Here is a 22,957-nt window from a genome sequence, read left to right on the forward strand (position 1 = left end):
CCGACGCGTGAGAGCACCGAATCCGAGCACCGAAGGAGCACAGTTGCTGCACACCGAAACCGACCTCGCCACGCTCACTGCCCAGTCGATCGACACCGTCCGCAGGTGGCTGCGAGTGTCGACGTCGATGACCACGGCGAAGAACCCCGCGGCCGAACGCCTCTCCGCCGTCCTCTCCGACGACAACGGCCTCGACTTCACCGTCGGGTTCGTCGATCGGGTCGTGCGCACCGATGACGTCCACGCCGCCGCCGACGCCTTGGCCGAGGTCGGCAAGCTGGCACCCGAGACGATGTCCTACCTCGACCGTGCACAGATCAAGGCCGGTGCCGCACTGGCTAAGATCGCCCCGCAGGTCGTCGTGCCCGCTGCCCGCACCCGCCTGCGTCAGATGGTCGGCCACATGGTCGTCGACGCCCGGGACAAGCAGTTCGGCAAGACCGTCGCCGCCCTCACCGCCGACGGCCATCGGCTCAACATCAACCTCCTCGGCGAGGCCGTGCTCGGTGACGGCGAAGCCGACAACCACCTGGAGCAGACCCACCGGCTGCTCGCCCGCGACGATGTCGACTATGTGTCGGTGAAGGTCTCCTCCGTGGCCTCGCAGATCTCGATGTGGGCGTTCGACGAGACCGTCGACTATGTCGTCGACCGCCTCCGTCCCCTCTACCAGCAGGCCGCGAAAGCCCCGACCGGCGCGAAGTTCGTCAACCTCGACATGGAGGAGTACCAGGACCTCGAGCTGACGATCGCGGTGTTCACGCGTCTGCTCTCCGAACCGGAGTTCAAGGATCTCGAGGCCGGAATCGTCATCCAGGCCTACCAGCCCGATGCGCTCGGTGCGGTGCAGCGGCTGAGCGAATTCGCTTCCCGTCGTGTCGAGAACGGAGGGGTCGGGATCAAGGTCCGCCTCGTCAAGGGCGCGAACCTCGCGATGGAGACCGTGCACGCCGAAATCGCGGGCTGGCCTGCGACGACATGCGATTCGAAGCAGTCCACGGATGCGAACTACAAGCGGGTCCTGCACTGGCTGTTCACCCGGGAGCGGATGAAGGGCCTGCGCATCGGCGTGGCCGGCCACAACCTCTTCGACATCGCCTTCGCCCACCACCTCTCCGTCGAACGCTCCGTGACCGACCGCGTCGAATTCGAGATGCTCCAGGGCATGGCCAGCGAGCAGGCCGCCGCCGTGACCGAGGACGTCGGAGACCTCCTCCTCTACGTTCCGGCCGTTCATCCGAAGGAGTTCGACGTCGCGATCTCCTACCTCGTGCGCAGGCTTGAAGAGAACTCTGCGTCCGAGAACTTCATGTCCGGCATCTTCGACCTCGCCAACGGCAACGACGTGTTCAAGCGCGAAGCCGATCGGTTCACCGCGTCGGTCAACCAGCTCGAATCCATCCTCGAGGACGAGGGCGAGACCGCTCCGGCCCCGAACCGTCACCAGAACCGGTCGACCGAAACACTCGGTGAGACCGTGGTGCCGACCCAGTTCTTCAATGAACCCGACACCGACCCGTCCCTTCCGGCCAACCAGGAGTGGGTGCGCAGCATCATCGCCGAGGCGACCGCCCCCGGCTACCTCGACGACCGCCCGAACGCGCCCAAGGTCGAATCCACGGATGACCTCGATGAAATGATCGCCCGCGGTCGTGCCGCGGCTGCCGACTGGCGGGCCCTCGGCGCCGCCGGTCGCGCCGAGGTCCTCCACCGGGCCGCGAACATCTTCGCTGCCCGTCGCGGTGAGTTCATCGCCGTCGAGGCCGCCGAGGTCGGCAAGATGCCGTCGCAGTCCGATCCCGAGGTCTCCGAGGCCATCGACTTCATCCGCTACTACGCGCTGAATTCACTCGAGCTCGAGAACCTTGAGGGCGCGACCTTCACTCCCGATGAGATGGTCGTCATCACTCCCCCGTGGAACTTCCCCGTGGCCATTCCCACCGGCGGCACCGTGGCGGCGCTGGCGGCCGGATCCGCGGTCATCCATAAGCCGTCGAAGCCGACCCCGCATTGCTCGGCGCTCATCATCGACTGCCTGTGGCAGGCCGGCGTGCCCAAGGACGTGCTGCAGCTGTGCGCTCCGGTCGAGCGGGAACTCGGCCAGCACCTCGTCTCGCATCCCGATGTCGACCGGGTCATCCTCACCGGTGCCTCGGAGACCGCGGCGATGTTCAAGTCCTTCCGACCCGAACTCCACGTCAATGCGGAGACCTCGGGCAAGAACGCCCTGGTCATCACCCCGGCGGCGGACCGGGACCTCGCCATGGCCGACCTCGTGTACTCGGCCTTCGGACATGCCGGGCAGAAGTGCTCGGCCGCCTCGTTGGGCATCATGGTGGGATCGACCTACGATTCTGAGCGCTACCGTCGCCAGCTCATCGATGCCGCCTCGTCGATGGTCGTCGATTGGCCGTCGAACCTCGCATCGACCATGGGCCCACTGACCGAGGATCCCTCGGACAAGCTGCGTCGGGCGCTGACGTCGCTCGAACCCGGCGAATCCTGGCTGCTCGAGCCCAAGCAGCTCGACGATTCGGGGCGCCTGTGGAGCCCGGGAATCAAGGACGGGGTCAAGCCCGGTTCGTTCTTCCACCTCACCGAGGTCTTCGGTCCGGTGCTCGGTCTCATGCATGCGAAGGACCTCGATGAGGCCATCGAGTTCCAGAATGCCGTGGACTTCGGCCTCACCGGCGGCATCCATTCCCTCGATCCCGAGGAGGTCACCACCTGGCTCGACCGCGTCGAGGTCGGCAATGCCTACGTCAACCGCGGAATCACCGGTGCGATCGTGCGTCGGCAGTCGTTCGGCGGCTGGAAGCAGTCGTCGGTCGGCCTGGGATCGAAGGCCGGCGGCCCGAACTACCTCATGCTCTTCGGCCACTTCGCCGATGCCGGCAACCAGGACCTTGAGGCGGCCAAGGCCGATGACAGGCGCTGGTTCGAAGCCGAATTCGGTGCGGCGAAGGACCACACGGGACTGAGCGCGGAGGCGAACATCTTCCGCTACCGTCCCCGTCCGGTCACCTTGCGCGTCACCGCCGAGGCGAGCCTGTTCGATCTCGAACGCTCCCTCCACGCCGCCACCACGGTGGGGTCGACGGTGCAGCTGTCCGTCGCCGAGGATGTGCCGGCCGAGGTGAAGATCGCCGTGACGAACGCCGGGGTTCCCGCCCGCACGGAGTCGGCCGCCGAGTTCGCCGAGATGGTCGGACGGGGTCGCTACGACGACACGGTGGGTGCCCGCATCCGCGTCCTCGGCCGGTTCGAGGACGAGCTGCTCGCCGCGGCCGCGCCTCGCCCGGAGGTCGCGATCATCGATGAGCCGGTGACCACCTCGGGGCGGGTGGAGTTGCGGTACTTCGTGCAGGAGCAGGCGGTGTCGATGACCTTGCACCGCTTCGGCAACCCGAGCCGCGACTTCCACGAGCTCGCCGCCACCCTCACCTCCTAATTGCTACCTGACGGCGGCCCAGCAACCTCGCGCGAGGTTGCTGGGCCGCCGTCAGGTAGTTCTGGGGCAGGGCGGGTTGTGTAGGATGAGTGCCACCCGTGGCACTCAGTGGACTGTTCGACTGTTCACAAGTTGTTCACATCTTCGGCGCTGTCGTCGATGAGTGAGCCGCTAGGGTGCAAGGGACTGCGCACGTGATCGTCACGATGTGCACAGCCGCTCATCCGCCCGAAAGGCTCCCATGAAAGTCACGACCACTCTCTCTTCCGCCGCGGCGCTCAGCCTCGTTGCGGGCCTGGCTCTCCCCCTCGCACCGGCAGCCGCGGCAGACGCCGCCCACATCTCCGAAATCGCCTACACCCTCGCGACCGACTTCATCGAAGTCGCCGCCGACCCCGGCACCGACATCTCCGGGTGGACCTTCGGTTCGGTGACACGCGGCGGCAGCGTCCAGGCGCAGGAGAACACCGTCACCGTGCCCGAGGACACGACGGTCGGCGATTCCGGTGCCGTCGCGATCGACGTGTCGATCACGAACTCCGTCAAGGCCGGTTCGGCCGCCGACGGCGAGTACGGCTCGAGTGCCTTCGTCATCGACGATGACGGCGAGCTGGTCGACTTCCAGCAGATCGGCGGCGTCGTCGACGGCAAGGGCGTCACCGGCACGAAGAACACCTTCACCCCCGCACCCGTCATCGGCCAGGAGGCCGAACCGACCGGTGCGACTGCCGCCAGCGGGCAGTCGATCCAACTCACAGGCGATGCGTGGAAGTCGGCGGCCCCCACCCCGAACGCCCTGCCCGACGGCGACGGTGGCGACGACGGAGACGACGGTGAAACTCCCGAAGGCGTCACCCCGATCTCCGACATCCAGGGCACGGGCGACGCCAGCCCCATCCAGGGCAAGACCGTGACCACCCGCGGTGTCGTCACCGCCGCTTACCCCGAGGGCGGGCTGAACGGCTACTACATCCAGACCCCCGGCTCCGGCGGAGCTGACCGTGCCGACGGCGCAGCGTCCGACGGCATCTTCGTCTACTCCCCCGACACCGTCGCCGATATCAGCATCGACGACCACGTCGAGGTCACCGGCACCGTGTCCGAACACTACGGTCAGACCCAGATCTCCGTATCCGCGTCCGGTCTCAAGAAGGTCGACGAACCCGCCGAGGCGGTCAAGCCCGTCGAAGACGCCTTTCCTGCCGGAGACGAGAAGCGCGAATCCCTCGAAGGCATGCTCCTGCAGCCGAGCGAATCGCTGACCGTGGCCGACAATTACAACACGAACACGTATGGCGAGGTCGTCCTCGCCACCGGTGAGGGCACGCTCGATTAGCCCACCGACGTCCACCGCCCCGGCACCCCCGAGGCGAAGGCTCTGGAAGCCGAGAACCTCGACCGTGAGGTCGTCCTCGACGACGGCGCCACCGTGAACTTCCTCAAGGCCGACAAGGACATCCCCCTGCCCTACCTCAGCAAGGAGGACCCGGTCCGCGTCGGTGCGCAGGCGAACTTCACCTCCCCGGTGGTGCTCGGCTTCGATCACGAGAAGTGGCGGTTCCAGCCGACGACCCGTCTGACCGGGGACAACGCCGAGGCGGTGCAGCCGACCTACTTCACCGACACTCGCACCGACGCCCCCGAGGCCGTCGGCGGCCAGGTCAGCCTCGCCAGCTTCAACGTCCTCAACTACTTCACCACCACCGGTGACCAGTTGGACGGCTGCCAGTACTACGACGACCGCGAGGGCAACCACATCACCGTCCGCGGCGGCTGCGATGCCCGTGGTGCCGCGAACGCGGAGAGTCTCAAGCGTCAGGAGACGAAGATCGTCACCGCGATCAACAAGCTCGACGCCTCGGTGGTCTCGCTCATGGAGATCGAGAACTCTGCCGCGTTCGGCAAGGACCGCGACGATGCCCTGTCCACCCTGGTCAAGCGCCTCAACGAGGCGGCCGGGACTCAGAAATGGGACTTCGTCGACTCCCCTGCCGCCGTTCCAACCGATGAGGATGTCATCCGCACGGCATTGATCTACCAACCCGCCGAGGTGGCCCCGCAGAACGAATCCACGATCCTTGACGATCAGGATGCGTTCTCCAATGCCCGCGAACCCCTGTCCCAGGCGTTCGCCCCGAAGGACGGCACCGGTGAGATCGAAAAGGACAAGACCTTCGTGACGATCTCCAACCACTTCAAGTCCAAGGGCACCGGGTCAGGTCCGGGCAATGAGGACTCCGGCGACGGTCAGGGCGCGTCGAACGCCGACCGCGTGAAGCAGTCCGAAGCGCTCGTCGGGTTCGCCGGTGACCAGCAGGAGGCAACGAACAGCGACCTGGTCTACCTCCTCGGCGATTTCAATTCCTATACTCAGGAAGACCCGATGCAGGTCTTCTACGAGGCCGGGTACAAGGACATCGCGGCGGAGAAGACAGACGAATCCACGTATGTCTATGGTTCGCGCACCGGCAGCCTCGACCACGTCCTCGCCCTCGACGCCTCGGACGAAGCCGACGGTGCAGGCACGGGCGCGACAGCCTTCGACTCCGTCACCGGGGCCGATGTCTGGAACATCAACTCGGTCGAGTCTCTGGCGCTCGAATACAGCCGCTTCAACTACAACGTCAGCGACCTCTTCGCTCCGGACCAGTTCCGGGCTTCCGATCATGATCCGGTCGTCGTCGGCCTCTTCGACTCCTCAGATGAAGGCGGGGACGACGACGCCGGAGCAGACGCCGGGGATGACGCGGACGCTGACGGCTCGAACGACCACCCCGGCGGAAAGAACGCGGGGAAGAACGGAGGCAAGAACGGCAACCATTGGGGCAGCCGCGATGGTGACCACCCGGGTGGGAAGAACGCCGGAAAGAACGGCAACTTCAGCAGCAACGGGCGCTGAATCTGCCTAGCTGACGGCCACCTGCCCCCGCATGAGCACTCGTGCCGTGCGGAAGAGGGAGGTGGCCGTCACTGTGTCTCCGTCGAAGACGGCCCCTGCCGTGACCACGCCCGATGGCGTCGCCAGCCGCACTTCCGGCCCGACGTCTGTGTCTTCGTCCCCGGTGTCGGATCCTGGCCGGGAGCGTCGGATGATGCGGTTGATGATCGTGTCCGGGATCTGCGCGGCCGCGGCCAGGCACATGGCTCCGGTTCCGGGCACGGCTTTGTGCGTCTGCCCCATGGAGATCATTCGCACGGGCAGGTCGGCCTCCTCGGCGGACAGGGTCGTTCCGTCGAGCAGTCGGGTGGGCTGTGGGGCTGTGACTACGGCGACCTTCGGCACGACGTCCGGTGCTTCCTCCGGGGACTCACACAGCCCCATCCGCACGGCGGCGTTGCGGCGCAGCTCCGCGATCATGCCCATCGCGTGCTCTTTCGCGTCGATCTCCTCCGGAGTTTTGGTGCCCTTGAGTCCGATCGCAGCACCCGGGACGATGACGACGGGCAGGGTGGCGTCGACGAGGCTGACCTCGAACATCGCCCCACCAGCAGTGATGGACTCGGCTGCCTTCCCCGTCGGCAGGAGTCCGGCGGTGCGGCTGCCGGCCGGATCGGGGCAGATGAGTTCGATCGGTGCGCCCGTTCCGCTGACTCCGGGCAGCACCAGATCGCCCGTACCGCCGGCCTGCCCATCGACGACGCCGAGGCCGACGTCGACGAGTTTCTGCGTGTTCGTATTGAACAGCCGGAAGACATGCCATCCGTCGGCTGCGGTGATCAGACCCTCTGACAGCGCGAAGGGCACGACCCCGGAGGACAGATTTCCGCAGTTGCCGGAGTAGTCGACGGCCGCCTCGGTGACGGAGACCTGACCGAACGTGTAGTCGAGGTCGACCCCATCCCTCGCCGAGGCGGCCACGACGACGATCTTCGACAGCGAGGAGATGCCCCCGCCCATTCCGTCGAGCTGACGGCCGAACGGATCGGGCGAACCCATCGCCGAGGTGAAGATCGAGTCCCACTCCGCCGTGTCCCCGTCCGCGTTCAGCGACGGCAGCGCGGATTCGCTGAAGAACAGTCCCTTGCTTGTGCCGCCGCGAACGAACGTGGCATCGATCCACCGAGTCATGCTTTCAGCGTAGCGACTTCGGCACGATCGCCATGGCTGCGAACCCGAGTACGGCCACGACGGCGAAGAGGTAGAAGCCCCAGGGATAGGCGATGCCCGCGGTGACCAGGGCGCCGGTGATGAACGGACCGACGATGGCGCCGATCCGGCCGATGCCCGAGGCCATGCCCAGCGCGGTGCCGCGGGCCTGAGCCGGATAGACGGCCGAGACGAAGGCATAGACGAGCACCTGGGCGGAGAAGACGAAGACTCCGGTGATGAATACGGCGATGTTGAGCAGCACCTGGCTGGTCATCGGAATCGACAGTGCGGCGAGGAAGATGGCTGCGAGGACGAACCACATGAGCACGATCTTCTTCGTCCCGTGCTTGTCGGCCAACCAGCCGGCCAGGACGAGTCCGACGACGGCGCCGATGTTCATGACGAAGAGCATGACCAGCGAATCCGAGACCTCATAGCCGGCGTCGGCCATAATCTTCGGCAGCCAGGTGTTGAGTCCGTAGACCAACAGGAGTCCCATGAAGCTCGCTGCCCACACGCCGATGGTCACCAGCGCCAGCTTGCCTGCGAAGAGCCCGGCCATTCCTGTCTTCACCTGGGAGTCGACGACTCCGGACGGATCGGCGGCGTCGGCGTCCTTCACCGAGGCAGCCGCGGGGTTGCGTTTGATCGCCTGCGCGATGAGGAACGCTTCGGATTCGGGCAGCTTCCAGATCAGGAGGGGCACCATGACGAGGCCGGTGATTCCGCCGGCGAGGAAGAGCAGGTGCCAGTTGTGGGAGTAGGCGACGGCGAGCAGGGAAATCGCGACGGCGCCGGCGTGGTAGCCGGTCATCGTCAGCGTCGTGGCCTTTCCGGTCTTGCCCGACTTGTTGTATTCGCTGATGTAGGCGAGCGCACTGGGCATCACGGCACCGAGGAACAGTCCGGCGATGAACCGGTAGATGGTGAACAGTGCGACGTTCGGGGCGAACGCGACGAGCAGGGTGAAGACGCTGAAGCCGATGACGCAGCCGATGATCGCCCACCGTCGTCCGATCCGGTCGACGACGGGGCCGACGGATACGGCGCCGAGGCCGACGCCCACGAGGCTGAGCGTGGCCACCATCGTGGCCGCCTCGGGGGTGAATCCGAGGGCCTCGGTGGCCAGCAGCTCGGGGATGACCGCGCCGAGGACGACGAGGTCGAAGCCCTCCAGGGCGACGGCCAGCCAGCACAGGACGGCCGGCCAGCGGCCCGCCGAGGCGGAACCGGTCGTGGATGCGGATGGGGTGGTTGCGGACATCGGTGTCTCCGGGGTGTTGTCGTGCAGGTCAGAAAGGGTAGGGCGCGATGGACGAGCGCATCGTCACCCATTGGGTTTCGGTGAAGGCTTCGATGTTGGCTTCGGCTCCACCGAAACGGGATCCGTTGCCGGAGTCCTTCATGCCACCGAAGGGGACGTTGGCCTCATCGGAGACGGTCTGTTCGTTGATGTGGACCTTCCCGGTGTCGACGAGATCGGCCAGGCCCATGGCCATACCCACATCGCCGAGGATGCCCAAGGAGAGACCGTATTCGCTCGCGTTGACCATCTCGGCGGCTTCTTCGAGGGTGGAGAAGCGGGCCACCGGGGCGACGGGTCCGAAGATCTCCTGTGCCCAGGCGGGATTCGAGGGGCTGAGGTCGGTGAGCACCGTAGGTGGGACGAAGGCACCTTCGCCCGGCCCTCCGGCGACGAGCGTGGCACCGTCGGCGGTGGCTTTGTCGAGGATGTCGCGGACGTGGGTGCGCTGTTTCTCGTCGATGATCGGTCCGATTGCGACCTCCTCGGTGGCGGGGTTGCCCACCGGCAGATTTCGGGCGCGTTCGGCCAGCTGTTCGACGTAGTCGTCGTAGACGGATTCGTGGACGAGGTGGCGGCCTGTGGTCATGCAGATCTGGCCTTGGTGCATCCACGATCCGAAGGCCCCCGCCGAGGTGGCCGGACCGACTTCGGCTCCGGGAAGGACGACGAGCGCATTGTTTCCACCGAGTTCGAGGTGGCAGCGCTTGAGGAGGCGACCGGCGGCTTCACCGACCTTGCGTCCGGCCGCTGTGGAGCCGGTGAACGAGATGACGGAGACCTCGGGTGCGGCGACGACGGCTTCACCGGCGTCGAGACCGCCGGGCAGGACCTGGAGCAGTCCTTCGGGCAGTCCCGCCTCGCCGAAGACCTTCGCGATCGCCACTCCGGCGCACACGGCGGTGCGGGGGTCCGGCTTGAGCAGGACCGCGTTGCCCAGGGCGAGGGCCGGGGCAACGGAGCGCATGGCGAGGATGAGGGGGAAGTTGAACGGGGCGATGACGGAGACGACCCCGGCTGGCACTTGGCGGGCGAAGGACCAGCGGGGTTCGTTCGAGGTGAGTACCTGTCCCTTGGGGTGGCTGGGCAGGGCGGAGGATTCGAAGCAGATGGCTTCAGCCGAGGAGATCTCGAGTGCGGCCTTCGCAGGGATGGAGCCGGCTTCGCGGATGATCCATCCGGCGAGCTCATCGGCGTGTTCGGCCCACAGGGCACCGGCGCGGCGCAGCACTGCGGCCCTTTCGGCCGGAGTGGTCTTCGCCCATTCCTTCTGTGCAGCGGCGGCTCGCGTGGCGGCGGCGGTGACATCGTCGGCGCTGGCGGCACCGAGGCTGCCGAGGGTCTCACCGGTGGCCGGTTCGATGACGTCGTAGGTCTCTCCGGAGCCGGCGGTCCAGGTGCCGGTGAAGATCTTCTCGTGCCAGTCGGTTCCCAGGAAATCAGTCATTGTCTGTCCTCACTTCTTTGTCGGGGCGGGTCATGTCTGTGGTTCCGTGCAACGAACCGATCTGCGGGCACAGTCGACGAAGGACTGTGGTGCACCTCTCGTCAGAGTAGTGACCCGCACCACCCGAAGCCACTACGCTCCCATTCATTGAGAAATTCGCTGGAGAGCCGCTAGAATCCGAGGCATGGCGAACTCTCCTTCCGGCGACTCGATGATCGACCGGCTCGTGCGCGTGCTCGCATCCTTCGACCCGGACCATCAGAGCCTGAGCACCGACGAGATCGCCGAGCGTGCCGAACTGCCGAAGTCGACGGCCTACCGACTCATCGGTGAGATGATGCGTCACGATCTGCTTCAACGCGACCCCAATGGGCGTATCCGGATCGGAGTCGGGATGTGGGAGCTGTCGAACCGCGCCTCCGATGCCGTCGATCTGGCGTCGGTGGCCAGACCGCACATGATGGGTGTGCACGAGTTCGTCGGCGAGAACACGCAGTTGGGCATCCTGCGGGAACGCGAGGTGCTCATCATCGAGCGCATGTCGGCGCCGAATGCGGTCATCCACCGGTCGAGGACCGCCGGTCGGCTGCCGGCTCATGCATCGTCGTGTGGACTCGTGCTCTTGGCTTACGCCCCGAAGCATCAGCGTGAGGCGTATCTGAGAGGTCCGCTGGCTGCACTCACAGAGAAGACGACGACGGATCCTGCAGCTCTGCGCAAGATGTTCACGTCCATCCGCTCTCACCATTTCGCCGAGCTCTCCGGCCATATCGATGAGGGCACGACAGGCATCACGGTTCCCGTCTTCGATGCCGGCGGGGCGGCGATCGCCGGGCTCGGCGTCGTCATCGATTCGGAGCACCGGAAAGGTGTGCCCGCGATCATGCGGGTCCTGCGGACCGCCTCGGCGAGGATCACGCAGGACCTCACAGCCGATCATCGATTCGCCGGCTGAGTCAGATCGCTGCGGCTCAGACCAGGACTCCGACGATCAGGCACAGCACACCGAGCAGCGGCAGCGTGCCCTGTTTGAGCGCAGAGGCGAGCAGCTCACGGCTGGAGAGTGCGAGCACCAGCGCCGCGGCGAGCATCGATCCTGCCCCGACGAAGACGAGGGTGAGCCCGACCGCAGCAGAGCCTGCGCCGAAGACGATGAGGCCGATGAACACAGCGAGGGCCAGGAAGAGGTTGTAGAAGCCTTGGTTGAAGGCCAGGGATTTCGTCGCCTCGGCCTCGGTCTCGGTGGTGCCGAACGTGGCGCGGGCACGTGGACTCGTCCAGGCGATGGATTCCAGGTAGAAGATGAAGACGTGCAGGGCGGCGGCGAGGCCGGCGAGCACGAGTCCGGCAATCGTCATGAGCGAGCCGCGAATCTGGCTCGCCGCTTCTCCGCTTCCTCCTCTCGATTCTTCGGCGGCGCGTTCGTCACCAGCGCATCGAGGAGGTGCTGGGTGGTGTGGGCGATCTCCTCGACAGCAGCGTCGAAGGCCGCAGCATTGGCCTGCGAGGGCTTCGTCGTGCCGGCGATCTTGCGCACATACTGCAGTGCGGCGGCGTGGACTTCGTCGGAGGTGGCGGCAGGTTCGAAATTATGGAGGGTCCTGATGTTTCTGCACATGCCAAAACGGTACTCCTCGGCACTGACACAGAACAGATGTTCCGCCGATACACTGAGGCCACAATGGAGATCCGGAAAGAGATGACGCCAGCAGAGACCGCCCTGACACCGCAGCAGATCGAAAGCATCCGTCAGCTCCGCCTGGATTTCTCGCAGCTGATCATGCACCACCGCTTCGTCATCGACGAGGTGCTCACGAAGATCTCGATCCTGCGCGAGGAGTCCGTCCACACGCGCAGCTACAACCCGATCGAGCACATCTCCTCTCGCGTGAAGTCGCCGCGGAGCCTGCTGGAGAAGGTCCATCGTCGGGGCCTGCCGCTCGACTCCGAGATCATCCGGCGGGAGATCACCGACATCGCGGGCATCCGCATCACCTGCAGCTTCATCGCCGACACCTATCACGTCCTCGAGCTGCTCACCGCGCAGAACGACGTCCGCCTCGTCGAGGTCAAGGACTACATTGCAGAGCCGAAGCCCAACGGCTACCGCAGCCTGCATGCGATCCTCGAGGTTCCGGTGTTCCTCCGCAGCGGGCCGACCCCGGTCATCTGCGAGGTGCAGATCCGCACGATCGCGATGGACTTCTGGGCGAGCCTCGAGCACAAGATCCACTACAAGTTCGACGGCGATGTCCCCGATCGTCTCGTCGGCGAACTCACCGAGGCGGCCGACGCGGCCAGCGATCTCGACCGGAAGATGGAACGCCTCCACGCCGAGGTCAGGAGCGGTTCACCGGACGCCGACTCCGGTGAGGAGTTCGACGAGGAGGCTCTGCGGATCCTCTGGGATCTCAGCAGGCGGGAGGGCTAGACCTTTTGGGTCGGTACGTCCGGCCGAAGCTGCGGGCGTTCGCCGTATCGATCGTCTCGAGCTCCCAGTCGACCCGCCGTCCGCCGGGAACGTCGAAGATCCGCACTCCGTCGCCGAGGAAGACCGGCGCGACGTAGACCTGGAGTTCGTCGATGAGGTCGACCTCGAGTGCCTGCCGGGCGATATCGGCGCTGATGATCTGGATGTCGCGGTCACCGGCGATCTGCTGGGCCCTCTCGACCGCCTCGGTGATGGTGCAGTTCATCGCGGTCACCGAGGCGTCATCGGCCAGATCCTCGGGGTGGTGGGTGAGGATGACCTCCGTCCCCGACCATGCACCTCCGTAGGCCTCGGATGTCAGCTCATCGCGCTCGTCGGCCTGTTCCTTTGCCGCGTCGTATCCGCGGCGGCCGGAGATGATGACAGCTACCTTCGAGGCCCTATCTTCTAAGTCGCCCTCGTCATTCGACTCGGAGGCCGAGAGCCACGACATGTCATGGCCTGGCCCGGCGATGAACCCGTCGATCGAACAGGTGAATCCCCATGCCACTTTTCCCATCGCTCCCCCTCGAGCTGCGGCGCCCTCTGCTGGTGATTGCAGATTGCAACCAGTGAACCACAGCCGATGGTCTCGATCAACGTTCGGCACCATATTGTTTTCGCGAATCCCGTGTTCAATATTCGCGTATGTTCAAGTGCCATGAACATATGCCCATTATTGAACATGAAATTCGTGCTACCCCGGAGTTCATCGACCGCGCCGTCGATGCCCTTGCCGAGGCGGGGCTGCGCGCGGATTGGTCGGCTCGCCCGAGCGATCTCGGGCGAGCTGTTGCGGGCACACTGACCGTCGACGATGGCCATGTGAAGCATGAATTTCCTGCGCTCGCGGTTGCCTCCGCGAGCGCAGGGGACGTCGCGTTGCTCCCCCACGACGAGCGGACAATCCTCCTCGCTGATCACATATCTCGGACCAGGGCCCAACAGCTCAAGGACCGCGGCTGGGGCGGATTCCTCGATAGTGCCGGCAATTCCTCCCTGCGCGCGGCAGGTCTCACCGTCGAGATCTCCGGCCAGCGCAGCGAGAGTCGCATGCCGACGCCTCCCACCACGGCACCGTTCACGCGAGCGGGATTGCCCGTCACCTTCGCGCTCTTGGCCAATCATGAACATTTCGGCGTCACGACCACTCAACGGGGCCTCGCTGAGATCTCAGGAGCCTCTCTGGGTACAGTCAATCGAGTCGTCCGAGCATTGCGCGACCGCACGCCACCCTTCTTGGAAGGCCGGCACAACGACATCACTCGGCCTGCGGCCCTCGAACGCGAATGGATTTCGGCCTACTCCACTCAGCAGCCGGGGGCGTGGCCCGACGAACGGTTCACCAGCGAGATCTGGGCATCGCCGAGGGACCTTTCGGAGATCGACCTTCCGCCGGGCGCACTGTTCGGTTCGGAAGTCGCCGCCGCACACCTCGGCGCATCGATTCGCCCGGCGGAGGCGGTCATCTACGTCGACGGAGACAGCACCCGCAGGGAGCTTATCCGCCTCGGGCGGCTCCGCAAGGACGAGAACGGGACAATCCGGCTGCGCCCGGCGCTGTGGCGGACTCCGCCTGCCCCGACGGAGAATCAGACTGTTCCCAGGCTGCTCATTCGGGCCGACCTGCTGCTCGAAGACGATCCCCGGACCGACGAGATCAGCGCCGAGTTCGACGGCGGCAGGAGATGATCGATCTCACTGGACGCACCGATGTCCCGGTCCCGGAAGACGTCCTCCGGAAACTTGCCGCCGTCTGCCGAGATGGCGGCGTCGATTTTCTCGTCATCGGCGCGGCAGCACGAGATCTCGTCATCCATTCCCAGCAGGGCAAGCCTCCGGTCCGAGCAACGAAGGACATCGACATCGCGGTGGCGGTCCGAGAGGACGATCAGTTTCAGGAGCTCGGCCGCAGACTCAACCGCAGGGGCAGGTCACCGCATACGTTCACTGTGCTCGGTATCGAGGTCGACGTCGTCCCCTTCGGCGGCAATGAAACCGACCGTTCGGTGACGTTCACCGACGGCGCTGTCTTCGACGCCACGGGGATCGCGGAGGCACATTCGACGCCGGTGCTTGTGCGCATGCCGCAGGGAACCGAGGTGCAGGTCGCTTCACCTGCGGCACTCACGGCACTGAAGATCCTCGCGTGGAGCGAACGTCACGCCGACAACCCAAAGGACGCTGTGGATCTCGGGACAATCCGGGCTCGCCCGCTGACCCACCTCAGTGCTCGTGCCCGGCTCCTTCGTGCCCGGCCGGCACCCCGACTTCTGCCTCCTGACCTCGCTCGATGACGACGAATTGGCCCATCATGCCCTCGTCTTCGTGCAGGAGCATGTGGCAGTGATACATGTACGGCATCGTCGGGTCGGCGAAGTCCTCGAATCGCATGAGCAGTCGGTAGTCGCGATTCGGCTCGAGGTAGATCGTGTCCTTCCGCCCGCTCATCTCCACCGGTGGCGCCTCCCCATCGACCGAGAGCACCTCGAACTGCACATCGTGGATATGGAAGCTGTGCGGGATCGGCTGCTTGCTGCGTACCTCCCACACTTCGGTGTCACCGACGTAGGCCACCTCGTCGATGCGGTTCATGTCCATCCGCTCACCGTTGATCTCACGTTCCTCGAGTTCGAACTTCCGGGTCTTGGCAGCCTCGGACTCATCCAAGGCATCCTTCTCGGCATGCTCCGACGGCGACCACGCTGGTTCGGGAGCAGACTTCAACTTCTCGGCCGCACGGAACTCGAGAACGTCGAAGGAATCGTGTCCGCCCATCGTCGCCGGCACCGCCACCCCGCCGAGGTCGACCTCGGCCGAGCGCAGCCGCACCGTCTCACCCGCGGTGAAGTCGACGACCACCTCGGCGCGCTCCCCCGGCGCCAACCTCAGCCGATCGACCTCGGCAGGTTCGTCAAGGAGTCCACCGTCACCGGCGATGAGATCCATCGACCGATCGGGGAATTCGAACGCGTACGTTCTCGCCGTCGATCCGTTGAGCAGGCGCAGCCGCACCTTCTCCGACGTCACCTCCTGCACCCCGCCGATCGTGCCGTTGACCATGACGGTGTCGCCGAGCATCCCCGGTTCGGCCCCGTCGTCGCTGAGCTCGAGCTGCCCGTCGTCGAAGGACTTGTCCTGAACGATGAGTGGGAGATCGTCGACGCCGTACTCGTCCGGCAGATCCGCCTCGGTGCTGGCATCGTCATCGAGAATGACCATCCCGGCCAGCCCCTTGTACACGTGGTCTCCGGTCTTCCCATGAGGATGCGGGTGGTACCACAGGGTCGCGGCCTGCTGGTCGATCGTCCAGTGCGGCTTCCACGTCTGGCCAGGGTCGACCATCTGGTGCGGGCCGCCGTCCATCGTCGCCGGCAGATGCATCCCGTGCCAGTGCACGCTCGTCGGTTCGTCGAGATCGTTCGCCACGTCGACGGCGATCTTCTCCCCGCGTTCGGCCCGCAGGGTGGGCCCGAGAAATGACCCGTTGAATCCCCAGGTCTCCGTCGGTCCGTCCTGACCGCGGAACTCCGTCGACCCTTTCTCAGCGGTGAGGTCGAAGGTGCGCACTCCGTCTTTGACCGTCGATTCCGCCAACGGCGGGATGGCCAGTTCGTTGTCGAACTCGGCCTCTGTCACCGAGGTGGTCGACACTCCGCAGGCAGCCAGCCCGACCGCGACGACCACCGCGACAGCGGCCCCGGCCGCAACCGAGGCATGCCGGCGCCGTCTCATCGCTGCTCCCGCTTCCCGAGCATCGCCTGGATTCCGAAGGCTGCCAGTCCGGTGAGGGCGCCGATCCCGGCGCCCATTCCGAGGCTCGGGATGAGTGCCATGAACACTGCCGGCCCGCTGCTGATCAACCCGGTCCCGGCGAGCAGTCCGCCGAATGCGAGGGTGAGGAAGCCGTGCGCCGCACCGCAGATCGTCAGGGTGAGTACGGGCCGAGCAACGCGGGCGAAGCCGACGGTCCCGATCCACACCGCTCCGGTGAGACCGAGCAGGATGAAGGCGCGGACGGCACCGTCACCGAGGATGGGCCACAGCCCGGTCAGCGGCCACAGCAGCGCCAGAGAGGATAGACCGACGATGAGCGGCCAGGACAGGGGACGTTTCGAATGTGTTGTCGTATTCATGTCCTCTACTCTTCCGGCCGGCCGGATCTGCCACATCGACACTGAGGCGGCAGTTCCTCCCGCCCCGAGGCGAGGCTCGAGTCGCCTGCAGGCGATTGCCCGATCGACGCCGAACGACTGCGGCGGACGCGTTTGCTCCGTAGTCTTGGACTATGGGTTCGGCAGATGTGAGTGAGACGGGTGAGGAGCGCGAGCGCCTCGCACCGTGGCTGACCGATGCCTCCCTGGCGGTTGCGGTGACCCTGGTGATCTCGCTGGTCATCGCCGCCGATGCCGAGTCCTCCCCGCTGCCCGGCGTCGCCTGGGCGATCGGTTTCGGTGCCCTGATGCTCCTGCGTCGCCATCTGTCGCTGACCGTTCTGGCCGTGACCGTGTTCGGGATCTTCGCCTACTACGCCCTGAACCTGCCGCCGATCGGTATGGTCCTACCCGCGGTCGGTGCCCTCTACTCGACTGCCGAGGTGCGGCGCACCTCATGGGCGGTGCTCGGTGCCGCGGTCCTGATCGCCGTGTCGACGTTCTACCGGTTCGATGACCTCGACCCGCGCGCCCAGCTGACCGGGTACGGCTTCGTCACCGAACTCGCCCTGGCAGCCGCCGCCATCGCTCTGGGATCCGTGGTCCGCCTGGTCCGGGAGACCCGCACGCAGTCGGCGCGCATCGCCGCGCTCACCACGGCCGAGGAGTCCCGGGCCGCCGAGTCGCGGATGCACTCCGAACGAGTGCGCATCTCCCGCGACCTCCACGACACGATCGGCCACACTCTGTCGGTGGCTTCCCTGCACACCTCCGTGGCGGCTGAGGCCGTGGACCCGGACGACCGTGCGGCCGCACTCGAACGGGTGCGCGGTGCCACCTCGGAGGCTCTGCGGGAACTGCGTCGCACGGTCAAGGTCCTCCGTGAGGAGTCCGCGGGTGCGACCGACCCGGGACCCGCCTCGGCGCTGGGATTGGCCTCGATCTCCACCATCATCGAGGCGGCCCGAGCCGCCGGCCTCGATGTCACGGTCGACCTCGATGTCGATCCGGCACGGCTGCCGCGGGCCGTCGATGCGGCGGCATTTCGGATCGTCCAGGAGTCGGTGACGAACGTGCTGCGCCATTCCAGGGCGAGCGCGGCCCGCGTCTCCGCGCAGGTGCACGGCGACGAGCTCATCGTGCGCATCGTCGACGACGGTCACGGCGGGTCCAAGGATCCGGAACCTGGCGCCGGCATCCGCGGAATGAGGGAACGGGCGGGACTGCTCGGGGGCCGCCTCGGTGCCGGATCGAGCGCCGAAGGATTCACAGTGACAGCGCACCTGCCCATCGATGTCGAGGAGAAGCAATGACCGAGGCGATCCGCGTCGTCATCGTCGACGATCAGGAACTCGTCCGGGCCGGACTGCGGCCCCTGGCCGAACGCGACGGAGACATCACGGTCATCGCCGAGGCGACGGACGGGAGATCAGGACTGTCGTATGTGCGGGAGCTGCGCCCCGATGTCGTGCTCATGGACATCCGCATGCCCGTCATGGACGGGATCGAGGCGACGCGGGCCATCGTCGCCGACGATGCGCTGAACGGGGTCAGGGTCCTCATGCTCACCACCTTCGACGAGGATGAGAACGTCTTCGCCGCTATCCGGGCGGGTGCCGCCGGGTACCTGCTCAAGGACGTCTCCCCCGACGATCTGCGCTCGGCAATCCGCACGGTCGCCGCCGGTGACGCTCTGCTGTCGCCATCGGTCACCTCCGCGGTCATGCGGGCCGTCGCCGAGGGGCATTCCCCCGATCCGGTCAGTCATGGGCTCGATGAGCTCACTGAGCGGGAGGTCGAGGTCCTCAGCGGAATCGGGCGCGGACTGACCAATGACGAGATCGCCGCCGAACTCTTCCTCAGCCCCGCCACGGCTCGCACCTATGTCAGCCGACTGCTCACTCGCCTCGACGCTCGGGACCGAGCGGCGCTCATCGTGCTCGCCTATGAGACGGGGCTGGTTCGGCCCGGCGGTGCTTCACGCGGGTGACCGACGGCCGCTCCCATCAAACGTCCGCAGATCCCCCAGTGCACACTCTGCTTGCAGGCGTAGCGTGGCAGGCACAGCCCAAATGGATTGGACCGTGGACGAAATCATCAGGTGATCGACCATGAGCACGACACAGACCAATCAATATCCGAGGCCCCTGGCGGTGGTCCTCGGCAAGAGGGCGGCACTGTTCCTCTTCATCGGCGTCCTCGGTTTCCTCCTCGTCAAGGTCGTCGGTCCGGTACTGCAGACCGGCCCCGAATATGTCGCCGAGGCCGTAGTCTCCGGAATTCCGCTGCTCATCGCCGCCGGATGCGCCATCACCGCACTGGCAGTGGCGATTGTGCACAGCGTGCGGACCAAGGCAGTGTGAACACTGCCTCGCGTGGGTTCACTCCGGGTGCGCGACGATATTGAACACTTTGCCGTCGGGTGCCCGGACGAAGAACCGCCGTACTCCCCATACCTCGTGGGTGAGCGGGTGGACGATCTCGATGCCCTGCTCCTGGGCTTCGGCAAAAGCAGCGTCGACGTCCTCGACGAGCACCGAAGCCACGGGATTCGTCTGCCCGGTCTCATCGTCGGTGAGCACCTGCACGCTGGCGCCGGTGTCCGGTGAAGTGAAGCGTGCGACCCAGCCGAGGTTGAATTCCTCGTTGCTCAGTCCGAGGAAGCCCGCATAGAACTCCTGCGCGGCGTCGAGGTCGTCGACCGCGATGTCAGGAATGACCCTGTTGACCTTCATGGCATCACCACTGATCGTGGTCGAAGACCTGGCAGAACACGCTGGTCATCTGATCGCTGAAGAGAACGAACTGCACCTCGTCGATCGATTCCCAGCGTCCGCGGGACCGTCCGTCGACGATGACGGAATGAGCCGCCTCGGCGACGTCCCTGGGCGACCAGCCGTAGACTCCGCCGCCGATGGCGGGGAACGCGATCGAAGAGGCTCCGACCTCCTCGGCGAGGTTGAGGCTCGATTCGAAGCAGGACTCGAGGATCTCAGGATCGGCCTCGCCCGCGTTCCGATTCGGTCCGACCGTGTGGATGACCCAGCGGACGGGCAGATCCCCCGCCGAGGTGGCCACGGCCTGACCCGGCGGCAGACCGCGTACATGAGTCGTCTGTCTGACCTCACGGCAGGCTTCGAGGAGCGCGGGACCGGCCGCGCGGTGGATGGCTCCGTCGACCCCGCCGCCACCGAGCAGCGACGAATTCGCGGCGTTGACGATCGCGTCGACGGTCGCCTCGGTGATATCGCCTTCGAGAACCGTGATCTTCATGTCTTGAGTCTAGACATCTGCACTGACATTTCACGTCGGCCGGCACAGCTTTGCAGCTGCGCCGGCCGATGTGGTTGGTGTCTCCTGCGATTCAGGCCTTCTGGACGGTGATGGTCCAGCTGGCGTCGGTGACCCGGTCGAAGTGGGTGACGGGGTAGCCGTTCTCGGCGGCCCATTGCGGGATCGCCTCGGTGGCCTGCGTGCAATCGAAGTTGATGACGAGTTCGTCACCGGCTTCCAGACCGGTCATCGCGTCCTTCGCTTCGACGAGGGGGAAGGGGCAGACCTGGCCGTCGGTTTCGAGTACTTGCTTCATACTGTCCTGCTTTCCGCCGCGGGCGCTGCGGCCTGCGACTTCTTCGGTTTGATGGAGACCTTGGCGGCGATTCCGGAGCCGACGATCATGAAGACCATCGACACCCAGCCCTGGTATTCGAACTGTGCGGTCGAGACCATCGCGTTGCCGACGGTGCAGCCGCCGGCGATGGCCGCGCCGACGCCCATGCCGATGCCGCCGATGATCGACTTGATGATCGTGCCCTTGTCCGGCACGCGCACCCGGAACTCACCGGAGGCCTTGGCGGCGATGAAGGAACCGACGAGGATGCCGATGACGAGCATGACGCCCCAGTCGATGAGCTGCGTGTCACCCGTGGTGAGGTATCCGGCGAGGTTCGCCGAGGGGGTGGTGATACCCAGACCGGAGTTGCGGCCCGTGGCGGCCGACAGCGGCCAGGCGATCGTGGCGATGATGCCGATAACCACGGCCGTGGCGAAGGGGTTCCAGCGCTTCTCGGTGAGCAGGTGCGCCAGACCGGTTTTGCGAGGCGGCAGGGTGGCCATCGGGGCCTTGAGTTTCCGCTTGTGGTGGACGGTCAGCCAAATCGCCACGGCGGAGATGACGGCGACGAAGACCCAGGGGCTGATGCCGGTGCTCGCCTGCAGACTGCCGTTGTCCAGGGTGATACCCCGGATTCCTTCGGTGAAGCCGGCGAGCGGACCGAGCTTCATGACCGCAGAGAAGAGCGCGTAGAAGATGAGGGCGAACCAGCTGCCGACGAGGCCTTCACCGGCTCGATAGTAGGTGCCGGTCGCGCAGCCTCCGGCGTAGACCATAGCCCAGCCGAAGATCAGTCCGCCGACGATCGAGGCCAGCCACGGGAACGGCGCCGCCTCGAGGGTGATGACTCCGAAGCTGTTGAGCAGGAAAAGGCCGATGGAATGCACGGCGATGAGCACGATGAGTGCGGAGAACCAGCGTGTGTTCCCCGTCAGCGTGAGGTCGCGGAAGGCGCCGGTCACGCAGAAACGTCCACGCTGGAAGACGAATCCGAGGACGAGGCCGACGATGAGTCCGGTGATGATCATTGAGCTGCTTTCTGTTCACGGCAGGTTCGCGGACGAACACAACAACCGTCAATTTTGCTCAACAATCGGGGATCAGTCAACCATGAGCGACAGGGAGCGCCGCAGGAGCACCGCCAGCACCGCACATCTCCCATTCATTGAGAACGTCGTCGCCTCACGTCCGTGACTGGGAGCACACTGTTGAGAAGAGAGAAGGCAAGGAGGCCAAGGTGGCACAACTTCAGACAGACGTCGCGATCGTCGGAGCCGGACCAGCGGGACTCATGCTCGCGCACCTGTTGCACAATGCAGGCATCGAGTCCGTCGTCATCGACAATCGCAGCCGCGACGACATCGCCCACACCCACCGCGCCGGCATCCTCGAAGCAGGATCGGTGCGCATGCTCGAGGCCGCAGGCGTCGAATCGCGCGTCCACACGGACGGGCACCGCCACGACGGAATCGACATCCGAGTCAACGGCTCTTCAAACCACTTCGACTTTCCCGAACTCGTCGGCGAATCCGTCTGGCTCTACCCCCAGAACGAGATCTTCGTCGACCTCTCCGACGCCCGCGAACGGACCGGCCGCCCCACCTATTTCTCGGTCACGGACACCCGCCTCGGCGATATCGAGACCGAACGTCCATGGGTCACCGCCACCACCTCCGACGGCGACGAGCTGCGCATCGACGCCCGCTACGTCGTCGGCGCCGACGGCTCCCGCGGACCCTGCCGCTCGATGATCCCCGACGGCACCCGGCAGCGCTTCTTCCACGAGTACCCGTTCGCTTGGTTCGGCATCCTCTGCGAAGCCCCACCCAGCCACGAAGTCCTCATCTACTCCCGCTCCGAACGCGGCTTCGCACTCATCTCCCAGCGCTCCGACAACGTCCAGCGCATGTACTTCCAGGCCTCCCCCGACACCGACGTGGCCGACTGGTCCGACGACCGGATCTGGGCCGAACTCCAGGCCCGCGTCGACGGCTTCGAACTCAAGACCGGGCCGATCTTCGACAAGACCGTGCTCCCCTTCCGATCGGCCGTGACCGAGCCGATGCAGCACGGTTCGATGTTCCTCGCCGGCGACAGCGCCCACACCGTCCCACCGACCGGAGCGAAGGGCCTCAACCTCGCCTTCGCCGACGTCGCGGTGCTCGCCCCGGCCCTCATCAAGGCACTCAAGGACTCCGACGCCGAGGCGCTGGCCGGCTACTCGCAGACCGCGACCAAACGCGTCTGGAAGGCCCAGAACTTCTCGTACCAGATGACACGGATGCTCCACACCGACCCGACTCAGGATGCCTTCGAAACGAAGCGCAGCCTCGGCGAACTCCGGTCCATCCTCGAATCCGACCACGGTCGCCGCTACCTGGCCGAGTGCTATACCGGTTGGCCGCACGGCTGACCCACTCCCCCACCGA

General features: G+C 65.9%; 23 protein-coding genes. 11 read left to right on the forward strand and 12 right to left on the reverse strand.

Annotation, left to right across the window (positions count from 1 at the left end; genetic code table 11):
• Positions 1-43: 43 nt before the first annotated feature.
• The 3 genes from SB749_RS14280 to SB749_RS14290 all read left to right on the forward strand — a co-directional run bounded on the left by SB749_RS14280 (position 44) and on the right by SB749_RS14290 (position 6,350).
• Positions 44-3,451 carry a bifunctional proline dehydrogenase/L-glutamate gamma-semialdehyde dehydrogenase gene (locus SB749_RS14280; protein WP_410710878.1) on the forward strand — a complete coding sequence of 1,136 codons (3,408 nt, stop codon included), beginning with the start codon at positions 44-46 and terminating at the stop codon, positions 3,449-3,451.
• A gap of 241 nt (positions 3,452-3,692) precedes the next feature.
• Positions 3,693-4,787, forward strand: a complete 1,095-nt coding sequence (locus SB749_RS14285) for a hypothetical protein (RefSeq protein WP_410710879.1) — start codon at positions 3,693-3,695, stop codon at positions 4,785-4,787.
• A 42-nt stretch (positions 4,788-4,829) separates the two neighbouring features.
• Entirely contained in the window at positions 4,830-6,350 is a 1,521-nt protein-coding gene (locus tag SB749_RS14290) for an ExeM/NucH family extracellular endonuclease (protein WP_410710983.1), read from the forward strand.
• 6 nt (positions 6,351-6,356) lie between these two features.
• On the opposite strand, the gene SB749_RS14295 is transcribed toward SB749_RS14290, so the two are convergent.
• From SB749_RS14295 to SB749_RS14305, 3 genes are read right to left on the reverse strand one after another with little or no spacing between them, the layout of a single operon-like run.
• Positions 6,357-7,520, reverse strand: a complete 1,164-nt coding sequence (locus tag SB749_RS14295) for a PrpF domain-containing protein (protein WP_410710880.1) — start codon at positions 7,518-7,520, stop codon at positions 6,357-6,359.
• Positions 7,521-7,524: 4 nt separating this feature from the next.
• Positions 7,525-8,805 (reverse strand): MFS transporter, encoded by a 1,281-nt coding sequence (locus SB749_RS14300; protein WP_410710881.1) that lies wholly within the window; start codon positions 8,803-8,805, stop codon positions 7,525-7,527.
• Positions 8,806-8,833: 28 nt separating this feature from the next.
• Complete coding sequence (locus SB749_RS14305; protein WP_410710882.1) at positions 8,834-10,291, reverse strand: benzaldehyde dehydrogenase; 1,458 nt, start codon at positions 10,289-10,291, stop codon at positions 8,834-8,836.
• A 184-nt stretch (positions 10,292-10,475) separates the two neighbouring features.
• Between SB749_RS14305 and SB749_RS14310 the strand changes: the two genes are divergently transcribed.
• On the forward strand, positions 10,476-11,246 hold the full coding sequence (locus tag SB749_RS14310) for an IclR family transcriptional regulator (RefSeq protein WP_410710883.1): 771 nt from the start codon (positions 10,476-10,478) through the stop codon (positions 11,244-11,246).
• 16 nt (positions 11,247-11,262) lie between these two features.
• Here the strand turns inward: SB749_RS14310 and SB749_RS14315 are convergent, their stop codons facing one another.
• Both SB749_RS14315 and SB749_RS14320 read right to left on the reverse strand, forming a co-directional pair.
• Positions 11,263-11,649, reverse strand: coding sequence for a DUF1304 domain-containing protein (locus SB749_RS14315; protein WP_410710884.1), 387 nt, complete (start codon positions 11,647-11,649; stop codon positions 11,263-11,265).
• On the reverse strand, positions 11,646-11,909 hold the full coding sequence (locus SB749_RS14320; RefSeq protein WP_410710885.1) for a DUF2277 domain-containing protein: 264 nt from the start codon (positions 11,907-11,909) through the stop codon (positions 11,646-11,648). The genes SB749_RS14315 and SB749_RS14320 overlap by 4 nt, the downstream gene beginning before the upstream one ends.
• An 81-nt stretch (positions 11,910-11,990) precedes the next feature.
• Here SB749_RS14320 and SB749_RS14325 point away from each other — a divergent pair, with 81 nt between their 5' ends.
• On the forward strand, positions 11,991-12,722 hold the full coding sequence (locus SB749_RS14325; RefSeq protein WP_410710886.1) for a GTP pyrophosphokinase family protein: 732 nt from the start codon (positions 11,991-11,993) through the stop codon (positions 12,720-12,722).
• On the opposite strand, the gene SB749_RS14330 is transcribed toward SB749_RS14325, so the two are convergent.
• Positions 12,703-13,281 carry a dihydrofolate reductase family protein gene (locus SB749_RS14330; RefSeq protein WP_410710887.1) on the reverse strand — a complete coding sequence of 193 codons (579 nt, stop codon included), beginning with the start codon at positions 13,279-13,281 and terminating at the stop codon, positions 12,703-12,705. The genes SB749_RS14325 and SB749_RS14330 overlap by 20 nt on opposite strands.
• A gap of 149 nt (positions 13,282-13,430) precedes the next feature.
• Between SB749_RS14330 and SB749_RS14335 the strand changes: the two genes are divergently transcribed.
• Both SB749_RS14335 and SB749_RS14340 read left to right on the forward strand, forming a co-directional pair.
• On the forward strand, positions 13,431-14,453 hold the full coding sequence (locus tag SB749_RS14335) for a type IV toxin-antitoxin system AbiEi family antitoxin (protein WP_410710888.1): 1,023 nt from the start codon (positions 13,431-13,433) through the stop codon (positions 14,451-14,453).
• Positions 14,450-15,058, forward strand: a complete 609-nt coding sequence (locus SB749_RS14340) for a nucleotidyl transferase AbiEii/AbiGii toxin family protein (protein WP_410710889.1) — start codon at positions 14,450-14,452, stop codon at positions 15,056-15,058. The genes SB749_RS14335 and SB749_RS14340 overlap by 4 nt, the downstream gene beginning before the upstream one ends.
• Here the strand turns inward: SB749_RS14340 and SB749_RS14345 are convergent.
• Both SB749_RS14345 and SB749_RS14350 read right to left on the reverse strand, forming a co-directional pair.
• The gene (locus SB749_RS14345; protein ID WP_410710890.1) at positions 14,988-16,496 is read right to left on the reverse strand and encodes a multicopper oxidase family protein; all 1,509 of its coding nucleotides are present in this window, start codon (positions 16,494-16,496) and stop codon (positions 14,988-14,990) included. The genes SB749_RS14340 and SB749_RS14345 overlap by 71 nt on opposite strands.
• On the reverse strand, positions 16,493-16,897 hold the full coding sequence (locus SB749_RS14350) for a hypothetical protein (protein WP_410710891.1): 405 nt from the start codon (positions 16,895-16,897) through the stop codon (positions 16,493-16,495). Before SB749_RS14350 ends, SB749_RS14345 begins: the two co-directional genes overlap by 4 nt.
• Before the next feature lie 152 nt (positions 16,898-17,049).
• On the opposite strand from SB749_RS14350, the gene SB749_RS14355 reads away from it, so the two are divergent.
• The 3 genes from SB749_RS14355 (at position 17,050) to SB749_RS14365 (ending at position 19,278) form a co-directional block, all read left to right on the forward strand.
• A complete protein-coding gene (locus SB749_RS14355) occupies positions 17,050-18,228 on the forward strand; it encodes a sensor histidine kinase (protein WP_410710892.1) in 1,179 nt (392 codons plus the stop codon).
• Positions 18,225-18,905 carry a response regulator gene (locus SB749_RS14360; protein WP_410710893.1) on the forward strand — a complete coding sequence of 227 codons (681 nt, stop codon included), beginning with the start codon at positions 18,225-18,227 and terminating at the stop codon, positions 18,903-18,905. Before SB749_RS14355 ends, SB749_RS14360 begins: the two co-directional genes overlap by 4 nt.
• Before the next feature lie 121 nt (positions 18,906-19,026).
• A complete protein-coding gene (locus SB749_RS14365; protein WP_410710894.1) occupies positions 19,027-19,278 on the forward strand; it encodes a hypothetical protein in 252 nt (83 codons plus the stop codon).
• 18 nt (positions 19,279-19,296) lie between these two features.
• Here the strand turns inward: SB749_RS14365 and SB749_RS14370 are convergent, their stop codons facing one another.
• The 4 genes from SB749_RS14370 to SB749_RS14385 form a co-directional block, all read right to left on the reverse strand.
• Entirely contained in the window at positions 19,297-19,650 is a 354-nt protein-coding gene (locus tag SB749_RS14370) for a VOC family protein (protein ID WP_410710895.1), read from the reverse strand.
• Between the two features lie 4 nt (positions 19,651-19,654).
• On the reverse strand, positions 19,655-20,188 hold the full coding sequence (locus tag SB749_RS14375) for an O-acetyl-ADP-ribose deacetylase (protein ID WP_410710896.1): 534 nt from the start codon (positions 20,186-20,188) through the stop codon (positions 19,655-19,657).
• Between the two features lie 91 nt (positions 20,189-20,279).
• Positions 20,280-20,504 carry a sulfurtransferase TusA family protein gene (locus SB749_RS14380; RefSeq protein WP_039207979.1) on the reverse strand — a complete coding sequence of 75 codons (225 nt, stop codon included), beginning with the start codon at positions 20,502-20,504 and terminating at the stop codon, positions 20,280-20,282.
• Positions 20,501-21,556, reverse strand: coding sequence for a YeeE/YedE family protein (locus SB749_RS14385; protein WP_410710897.1), 1,056 nt, complete (start codon positions 21,554-21,556; stop codon positions 20,501-20,503). Before SB749_RS14385 ends, SB749_RS14380 begins: the two co-directional genes overlap by 4 nt.
• A 209-nt stretch (positions 21,557-21,765) precedes the next feature.
• Here SB749_RS14385 and SB749_RS14390 point away from each other — a divergent pair, with 209 nt between their 5' ends.
• On the forward strand, positions 21,766-22,941 hold the full coding sequence (locus tag SB749_RS14390) for a 4-hydroxybenzoate 3-monooxygenase (protein WP_410710898.1): 1,176 nt from the start codon (positions 21,766-21,768) through the stop codon (positions 22,939-22,941).
• The last annotated feature ends 16 nt before the right edge of the window (positions 22,942-22,957 follow it).

It is taken from the genome of Brevibacterium sp. SIMBA_078 (assembly GCF_046534565.1).
GTDB lineage: Bacteria > Actinomycetota > Actinomycetes > Actinomycetales > Brevibacteriaceae > Brevibacterium.

Excerpts from the sequence above, each read along its gene's own strand:
- SB749_RS14285 (WP_410710879.1), top strand. The coding sequence starts at position 3,693 with ATGAAAGTCACGACCACTCTCTCTTCCGCCGCGGCGCTCAGCCTCGTT.
- SB749_RS14295 (WP_410710880.1), bottom strand. The coding sequence starts at position 7,520 with ATGACTCGGTGGATCGATGCCACGTTCGTTCGCGGCGGCACAAGCAAG.
- SB749_RS14300 (WP_410710881.1), bottom strand. The coding sequence starts at position 8,805 with ATGTCCGCAACCACCCCATCCGCATCCACGACCGGTTCCGCCTCGGCG.
- SB749_RS14305 (WP_410710882.1), bottom strand. The coding sequence starts at position 10,291 with ATGACTGATTTCCTGGGAACCGACTGGCACGAGAAGATCTTCACCGGC.
- SB749_RS14310 (WP_410710883.1), top strand. The coding sequence starts at position 10,476 with ATGGCGAACTCTCCTTCCGGCGACTCGATGATCGACCGGCTCGTGCGC.
- SB749_RS14315 (WP_410710884.1), bottom strand. The coding sequence starts at position 11,649 with ATGACGATTGCCGGACTCGTGCTCGCCGGCCTCGCCGCCGCCCTGCAC.
- SB749_RS14320 (WP_410710885.1), bottom strand. The coding sequence starts at position 11,909 with ATGTGCAGAAACATCAGGACCCTCCATAATTTCGAACCTGCCGCCACC.
- SB749_RS14325 (WP_410710886.1), top strand. The coding sequence starts at position 11,991 with ATGACGCCAGCAGAGACCGCCCTGACACCGCAGCAGATCGAAAGCATC.
- SB749_RS14330 (WP_410710887.1), bottom strand. The coding sequence starts at position 13,281 with ATGGGAAAAGTGGCATGGGGATTCACCTGTTCGATCGACGGGTTCATC.
- SB749_RS14335 (WP_410710888.1), top strand. The coding sequence starts at position 13,431 with ATGCCCATTATTGAACATGAAATTCGTGCTACCCCGGAGTTCATCGAC.
- SB749_RS14340 (WP_410710889.1), top strand. The coding sequence starts at position 14,450 with ATGATCGATCTCACTGGACGCACCGATGTCCCGGTCCCGGAAGACGTC.
- SB749_RS14345 (WP_410710890.1), bottom strand. The coding sequence starts at position 16,496 with ATGAGACGGCGCCGGCATGCCTCGGTTGCGGCCGGGGCCGCTGTCGCG.
- SB749_RS14350 (WP_410710891.1), bottom strand. The coding sequence starts at position 16,897 with ATGAATACGACAACACATTCGAAACGTCCCCTGTCCTGGCCGCTCATC.
- SB749_RS14355 (WP_410710892.1), top strand. The coding sequence starts at position 17,050 with ATGGGTTCGGCAGATGTGAGTGAGACGGGTGAGGAGCGCGAGCGCCTC.
- SB749_RS14360 (WP_410710893.1), top strand. The coding sequence starts at position 18,225 with ATGACCGAGGCGATCCGCGTCGTCATCGTCGACGATCAGGAACTCGTC.
- SB749_RS14365 (WP_410710894.1), top strand. The coding sequence starts at position 19,027 with ATGAGCACGACACAGACCAATCAATATCCGAGGCCCCTGGCGGTGGTC.
- SB749_RS14370 (WP_410710895.1), bottom strand. The coding sequence starts at position 19,650 with ATGAAGGTCAACAGGGTCATTCCTGACATCGCGGTCGACGACCTCGAC.
- SB749_RS14375 (WP_410710896.1), bottom strand. The coding sequence starts at position 20,188 with ATGAAGATCACGGTTCTCGAAGGCGATATCACCGAGGCGACCGTCGAC.
- SB749_RS14380 (WP_039207979.1), bottom strand. The coding sequence starts at position 20,504 with ATGAAGCAAGTACTCGAAACCGACGGCCAGGTCTGCCCCTTCCCCCTC.
- SB749_RS14385 (WP_410710897.1), bottom strand. The coding sequence starts at position 21,556 with ATGATCATCACCGGACTCATCGTCGGCCTCGTCCTCGGATTCGTCTTC.